Origin of the sequence: Hubeiibacter jixunmingi (genome assembly GCF_041928215.1) — a bacterium.
Classification (GTDB): Bacteria; Pseudomonadota; Gammaproteobacteria; order Pseudomonadales; family Moraxellaceae; genus Acinetobacter.
In genome coordinates, this window is sequence record NZ_JBHFHK010000011.1 from 43,860 (window position 1) to 50,729 (window position 6,870).

Annotated in this window: 5 protein-coding genes; 1 reads left to right on the top strand and 4 read right to left on the bottom strand. The window is 37.5% G+C overall.

Features of this window, described 5'->3' with window-relative positions; all coding sequences use genetic code 11:
- Window positions 1-61 precede the first annotated feature (61 nt).
- From ACEYX7_RS03115 to ACEYX7_RS03125, 3 genes are read right to left on the bottom strand one after another with little or no spacing between them, the layout of a single operon-like run.
- Window positions 62-1,864, bottom strand: coding sequence for an IucA/IucC family protein (locus ACEYX7_RS03115; RefSeq protein ID WP_374900198.1), 1,803 nt, complete (start codon window positions 1,862-1,864; stop codon window positions 62-64).
- An 11-nt stretch (window positions 1,865-1,875) separates the two neighbouring features.
- Complete coding sequence (locus ACEYX7_RS03120; RefSeq protein ID WP_374900200.1) at window positions 1,876-3,159, bottom strand: lysine N(6)-hydroxylase/L-ornithine N(5)-oxygenase family protein; 1,284 nt, start codon at window positions 3,157-3,159, stop codon at window positions 1,876-1,878.
- Window position 3,160: 1 nt separating this feature from the next.
- Window positions 3,161-4,960, bottom strand: a complete 1,800-nt coding sequence (locus tag ACEYX7_RS03125; RefSeq protein WP_374802128.1) for an IucA/IucC family protein — start codon at window positions 4,958-4,960, stop codon at window positions 3,161-3,163.
- Between the two features lie 508 nt (window positions 4,961-5,468).
- Between ACEYX7_RS03125 and lolA the strand changes: the two genes are divergently transcribed.
- The gene (gene lolA / locus ACEYX7_RS03130; protein ID WP_374806499.1) at window positions 5,469-6,152 is read left to right on the top strand and encodes an outer membrane lipoprotein periplasmic chaperone LolA; all 684 of its coding nucleotides are present in this window, start codon (window positions 5,469-5,471) and stop codon (window positions 6,150-6,152) included.
- A 142-nt stretch (window positions 6,153-6,294) separates the two neighbouring features.
- Here lolA and ACEYX7_RS03135 read toward each other — a convergent pair whose 3' ends face one another.
- Window positions 6,295-6,783 carry a pyridoxamine 5'-phosphate oxidase family protein gene (locus tag ACEYX7_RS03135; RefSeq protein WP_374900201.1) on the bottom strand — a complete coding sequence of 163 codons (489 nt, stop codon included), beginning with the start codon at window positions 6,781-6,783 and terminating at the stop codon, window positions 6,295-6,297.
- Window positions 6,784-6,870 lie beyond the last annotated feature (87 nt).

Consider the following 6,870-nt stretch of genomic DNA (forward strand, 5'->3'; position numbering starts at 1 on the left):
GTTAAACGCTGTGGTTTGTGTGTTGAATATCATAATTTTCTAATCCTTTCTATAAACCTTTTTATTCATGGTGACCGTGATGATTTAAAAAATTGTCCGAAATCGGATTATCCATTAGCTCACCAATCACAGGCTCAGGACGTTGTGCATCATCGGCATAGCCCCGCGTAAAGAAACGTACACGATTTAGACAGACTTTTTCAAACATTGGACGCTTTAAATCAAATAATGCGATGCGTTCCTTCAGCTCTGGATGATGCTCGTGAAATTCATCAATCACATGTGCCAATGTCTGCCAAAACTCATGCTCGCTGATGTCGTAATGACGATGCAATACATCAAAAATATAGCGATAATGCACTACAAATAAACCTGTAAAAATAAAATGGCTCAAATCTTGCGGTGCATGACTTAATAAGATATCAGCGGCTGCGGGCTTTGGCTGTTGCTCTGCAAAGACTACATCCACTACATTAATATCATCTACAAAGTCCTTGAGTACCATACGTTTCGGCACACCTTGTTCATGAATAAGTAAGCTGTTTTCGCCATGCGGTGAAAATACAATGCCATAACGATATAACCAATACAGCAATGGTGTTACACAGACTTTAAAGAATTGTGCTAGCCAAGATTTGACATCCATTGCGGATTGTTCAATCAAATACGGTAAAAAATAATCGCCGTTTTTATCTTGATGAATCAATGCCGCTTGCGAGATGACTTGCTGTTCGGCTGTTACATAATTTTCTACACTATCACGCCACAAACAGCCCAATAACTCAGTAAATTGATAAGGCGGATTAGGCAATTGGTCAAAAGCAGGTTGGGTTGCGGTAATCGTAGCAAGCTCACCCAACAGCACTAAACCTGTTTTTTGAATATCCTGATCTTTGGCGTATATATCCAGTAACCATTCGGTAATTTGTGGTGCTAAGCGATTACGCTTGCTCGGTAATCCACGATATACCGCAGTATTCAAAATACTCAAAGGCAATTTGATATGATAAGCGGTTTTATCGGTCATATCAGCAAAAGTACGAATAGACTGTAATGGTAAATAATGATGTTGCGACATCGCCATAAATACCAGTTTTTGCTCAGCTATTTGCGTCGCATAATTTAGACTAATCCAATGCGACCATTGCCACGGATGAATCGGCAAAAACCAATATTCGTTGTCATTTAAGCCTTCATCACGCAAAAGATGTTTAAAATGCTCAAGCTCTTTTGGCTCAAGTACTTTTTGATAAATTTGCTCTGCGGTAAGTTGCGAAACAGATGAAAATTCAGCAAGACTTTTGTGAATCGCAAACCAAGGCAATGTTCTTTGCACTGCCATTTCGGGAACATATTGCAAATAATCATCATAACCAAAACCAAATCTACCCTTACCCATCACGATCCATGGATGACCACGCAAAGCACTGTCCACCACCGAACCGCTCAGCTTACTGAGTTCTAGGCTAGTTGGTGCATCGTCTTGATACAGATGTGCTTCAGCCAGCCATGTATGATTAATTTCTTTAATCATATAAGCTTTGGTACTGTCTTTCATATCTACAGTTTGACAAACTTTTGCAAAAAAATCGCTGACCTGATAAGCCAATTCTTTGCTCTGCGTATCATAAACGGACTTGACCATAAATCCACCAAATCGCTTGGCTTTTGCAACGATTTCTACATCAAAATTGGCTTGCTCAATCACCCATTTATGCCATCCTGATGGATCATGTTCTACAACTTTAAGTGTAATAATCCCTTCGTAAGCCAGTTCAGCGATTGCCATTTTGAATAAGGCTTGCCCTGACTGTTTTAATTGTGTTTGATTAATCTTTAATTGATAAGGTGCAATAGATGTCATGTGTATATCCTTTAAAAAGTTTGGAATGTGTTTGCTTGACTAAGCTGATAAATGTTTTGCTTGGCAATACGATTAATAATGGTTGCTGCACGATATGCCCCTAAACCTAAATCGGGTGTCCCAACACCATGGCTAAACAGTTCCATATTTTGGGCAAAAATATGACCATCACCTGTAGGATGTTGATATTTCAATTCATAATCTCGACTAATATCACATTGACCACACGAGAGTTTTTGAATATGCGGTTGTAGCTTTGATAAAAATGATGCAGGTTTGGCATGATAGCCCGTTGCCAAAATCACATAATCCGCATCCAAAACACTTGGCTTTTGCGTATGATTATGTAAAAAATGACAAGACAATTGCTGATTTGCTTGCGACTTCAAATCTGTCAAAGCAAGATTTGGGCGTAAGTGAATGTTGGTTTGACCTGCAACAGAGATTTTTTGATATAGCACATCATAGATTTGTTTCAGTAAATGAGCATTAATACCTTTATATAACAAACCTTGATTGTTCAGAATTTGCCGTTTTTTCTCACAATCTAAGCCATAAAAACAATCCATATAATCAGGGCTAAAATGCTCAAGTCCAAATGGGGTATATTCCATCGGGAAAAATCCATCGGCACGCGTGACCCAATCTATACGATCAAAATGATGACCTGAAAGCAACTTATAAAAAATTTCACCTGCGGATTGCCCCGAGCCAATCAGCACAATTTTGCTGTCTTTATTTTGCGATAACTGCTCAAAATGTTGCATAAATTCTGCGGAATGAAAGCATCTATTAGGATGATCTTGGCGAATTTTATCAGCACAGCTCGGCATAGATGGCACACTACCTACGCCTAATACCAAATTTTTACATTGATAATTTTTTGATTTACCTTGATGTTGTACTACTACTTCAAAGCCACCTTTAATGGCTTCAATCTCAGTCACGGTATGCCCAAAATGCAATGTGTCTAACTGTACACAGACCCAACGACAATAATCGTTATATTCCAAACGTGGTAAGAAAAAGGATTCTCGAAAATAAAATTGAAATAACCGTTGCTTATCTTTGAGATAATTGAGAAAACTAAATGGACTCATTGGATCAACCATGGTCACCAAATCCGCCAAAAACGGGACTTGCAAGGTTGCATCAGGCATCAGCATGCCTTCATGCCATGAAAATTGTGGTTTTTGTTCAAAAAATGCTGCACTCAGCTGACAAGATTGATGCTTTAGCAAACTCGCCAAGCTCAAATTAAATGGACCGACCCCCACACCAATAACATCTAACATATTATGCCTCGCTGTGAATATATTTTTTTATTGGATTATGAATTTCGACATAGATGGATTGGGTTTCGACTGGTGCGATCAACTCATCTAATTGATATAAACGGGTCAGCAAATTGCCTTTGTAGCACAATACATCATCGGATGCTAAGCTATTCAATAGTTCACTTTGCGGGTATTTTTGCAGGCAGTGATTCATCTCTTTTGCCAAGATTTCGATCAATTCATCTTCAGTAGCATATTGTGTTTTGGCAATCGCACTGATCAGTGAAAATACAGTATTGCCAATAAAATAATAAATAAAACGGCTATTGGCAAAATCCGTTGGCACTACACAATGGGCTTGTTCGTGAAGTTCGGGATATTGTTCAATCAGTGTTTGTGCATAATCAATTACATAACCAAAGCTTTGATTATCCCGCACCCAAAATTTATAAGGTCGATGATTTTTGAATTGCAATACAGAATTTTGTTGATGTGCTTCAAACACCATGCCGTAGCGATGATAAATATCTATCATTGGTGACAAAGAAATATCTAAGAAATCTTTAAACCATGTCGTGGCAATCTGATTTAGTGTCGCTTGACTTTGTTGGGCGATATTTTGGAATAAATAGCTAAATCGATTGCACCCATCATAAGGATGATCTTGGCATAAAGTCGCTAAATTGCTGACATTGTCCGAATTTTGGAAAGGATAATGACGCACAATCGCAATACTCTCATTGACAATCTCACCATCAATCACCAAGCCCATCCATGCTGGATCATTGATCACATCAAAGTGCGGATAATTTGCTCGAATACGCTGACCAAGCTCACTATGCCAAATTTTGCTGGCATATAAACCACGGCGACATTCTTTAGGTAGATTGATACGCACCGAATTGGTAATGGAAACCGATAATGATAGTTTCAGCATCATGGACAATGCACTACTCGCCACCGTTCGCACGGATGTGGTTGCTGCGTAAGGTTCACCGAGTTGCCCAAAGTCAAACAAAGATTTTTGTGCCAATAAGCTTTGATAAAAGGCTTTTTGCTGTAAATGTCTAGCTTGCCAAGGATGTAATGCCAATAATTTAAATGTACTGTGCTGTTGAATAAGATTTTTTTGTTGCTCAGTAAGATAATTATGCACGCTTTGCATCAATTTTACCGAAGGCAACTCACCTTGATCTGACTCTTCAATATAATACTGTGGATCAATCAGCCAATAACTTAATTGAAAACTGCCTTGGGTTTCAGGGGAAAATTGTTGCCAATCTTTATCACTAAAGCCAATGCGAGCTTTTGGTGCTGGGTGCATGGCATGCCCATAAATCAATGCTTGTTCAGTTGCAACAAAATCAAGTGTAGGCTTTTGGAATAAACAATCAATATCTTGCTGTCTATTTTTGAGAATAAGCTGTAATTTTTCATAGCTATTTAGCCAACGTGCCAATACATCATGGATATTCAATGATTGTGGACGATCATGATGATATAAAATATCTTGTAAAATCAAATTGACTAACATTAATGTATTGATTTTTATAACTTCATTATCTTTTACAACATAAATACTTCCTTCAATCTGATGATGTCCCAAAACACTGGCGAAATTCAGTGGCAGCATGATCACAGTTTGTAGCGGTGCAAGTTGTAGCGATAAAATGTCTTTACCATCACTATATTGCTTGTGCAAACTGGTCTGATCATTAAATCGTATAATATTAAATCTTTTTAATTCAATACAATAGGCATTAATCAAATTTTGTATTGACAGTCTTTCAAGGTCTGAAGTATCGATATGATGTTGCATATTTTCCATTCTGTTTTACAGGGTAGCCAAGAGCAAGCGAATGATAATATTAATGATAATGATAATGATAATGATTGTCAATATCGATTAAATTAATAGCATTTTGCTTTAATAGTTTAAAAATTCAATTATTTTTCATATATTTACTAAAGATACAAATATGCCTAATGTATAGCCAGTTAGATGCTATGAATGGCTAGTCTAATTAATCTATTCATGACTGCTCATTTTTTTCGCAATAGAAAGAAGCACAAAAAATATTCAAATATTTTCATAAAATATTTTATTAATCAAATTTTTAAATAGATTTTTACTTGTTTTTATACAACATATACAAAAATAGCTGATATTATGCCAAAAACCAACAAAAGATAAAAATTATCCATGTACCAACTAAATTGATTGCACAGTCCAATAACAAAAGCTGAGCATTTCTCCATTGTATCCCCCAATATTGATGAATATAATGGCAACCGTAATCAACGAATATTTAATTTAGGTGAATATGATGCAAATGATGAAATCAACTTTTTTGGCACTTGCCTTGACTGTCCCTGCGATTGTAAGCCAAACGGCGATGGCAGCACCTGCAAGCCCACAACAAGCTACAGATAATTTGGTTCGCCAACTTAACGGCATCCAAAACATGACTGCCAACTTCCAACAAACCAGCCGTCTGACTTCTGGTCGTACTGCACGTCCAAACAATAACCGTACAGCACAACATCTTAATCAAACCTTTTCGGGCGTGATGAACGTTGCTCGTCCTGGTAAGTTTTATTGGGAAACTCGTGCACCTGCCAAGCAAATCATTGCTACAACAGGTCGCACAGTATGGATTTATGATCCAGACTTACAACAAGCAGTAAAACAAACGCTTGATGCTCAAGTTGCAAATACACCAGCATTATTGCTATCAGGCAATGCCCAACAAATTATGCGTAGCTACAATATTAGTCAACCTGACGCATCAAAAACATACTATACACTTACCCCAAAAAGCAAAGATGCTGCTTTTGAGCGTTTATGGTTGAGTTTTGGGGGCAATAACACGCCAACATTGATGATTTTAGAAGATGCAACAGGTCAAACTACAACAATTCGTTTCAGCAATGTACGTCTAAATAGCAACTTTAACCAAAACGTCTTTAACTTTACTCCACCAAAAGGCACAGACATTATCGAACAATAATCTATTTAGATTTACGATATTGTAAAGCTTCTCAATAACAAATGCTTAGCCCTTGGGTTAAGCATTTTTTACTTGGGAAAGTCTAAAAAAATAAAAAAGCTTGCCAGATTATGACAAGCTTTTTTGGTGCTAATCTTGGTAATTAGAGTTTGAATGAACTATTTTCGCCCAAGCTATCAGCTACTTTGCCGCCAGTCACGGCTGCTGCAGTCATTTTAAAAATATTGACCACACTGTTACCACTTTGCCAGTATTGAACACCGTTCGGTACGATCTTGATGAGCTGTACATTTGCATCGTCGATACCGTTTTCAAAGAACGCATTGTACGTGGCAGACCACAACGCTTCTAACTTCGCACGATCTTCAACTAGCTCGGCTTTGCCATTGATTGATACGTAATCTTTGCTGTCTGAACTCGCATAGCTTAGGTTTACTTGCGGATTTCTTGAAATATCTTGCACAGTTTCTGTGGTTTTATAACCAATAAACCAAATCTCTTTGTTTGCCAAATCAAACTCGGTAGTTGTCATTGGGCAAGCATGCAAGTGACCTTCACTTGTCATGGTCGTCATCATTGCAAATTTAACATCTTTCATAATAGCGGTAGTGGTTTCGATATGGTTTTGCATTTTACATTTTTAGGACTTACGCAAACCTAACCGAAGGGCAACGAAGTTGCTCACAAATATAGTCATCAAGAAGCCCTTGCTTAATTT

Excerpts from the sequence above, each read along its gene's own strand:
- ACEYX7_RS03135 (WP_374900201.1), bottom strand. The coding sequence starts at position 6,783 with ATGCAAAACCATATCGAAACCACTACCGCTATTATGAAAGATGTTAAA.
- ACEYX7_RS03115 (WP_374900198.1), bottom strand. The coding sequence starts at position 1,864 with ATGACATCTATTGCACCTTATCAATTAAAGATTAATCAAACACAATTA.
- ACEYX7_RS03120 (WP_374900200.1), bottom strand. The coding sequence starts at position 3,159 with ATGTTAGATGTTATTGGTGTGGGGGTCGGTCCATTTAATTTGAGCTTG.
- ACEYX7_RS03125 (WP_374802128.1), bottom strand. The coding sequence starts at position 4,960 with ATGCAACATCATATCGATACTTCAGACCTTGAAAGACTGTCAATACAA.
- lolA (WP_374806499.1), top strand. The coding sequence starts at position 5,469 with ATGCAAATGATGAAATCAACTTTTTTGGCACTTGCCTTGACTGTCCCT.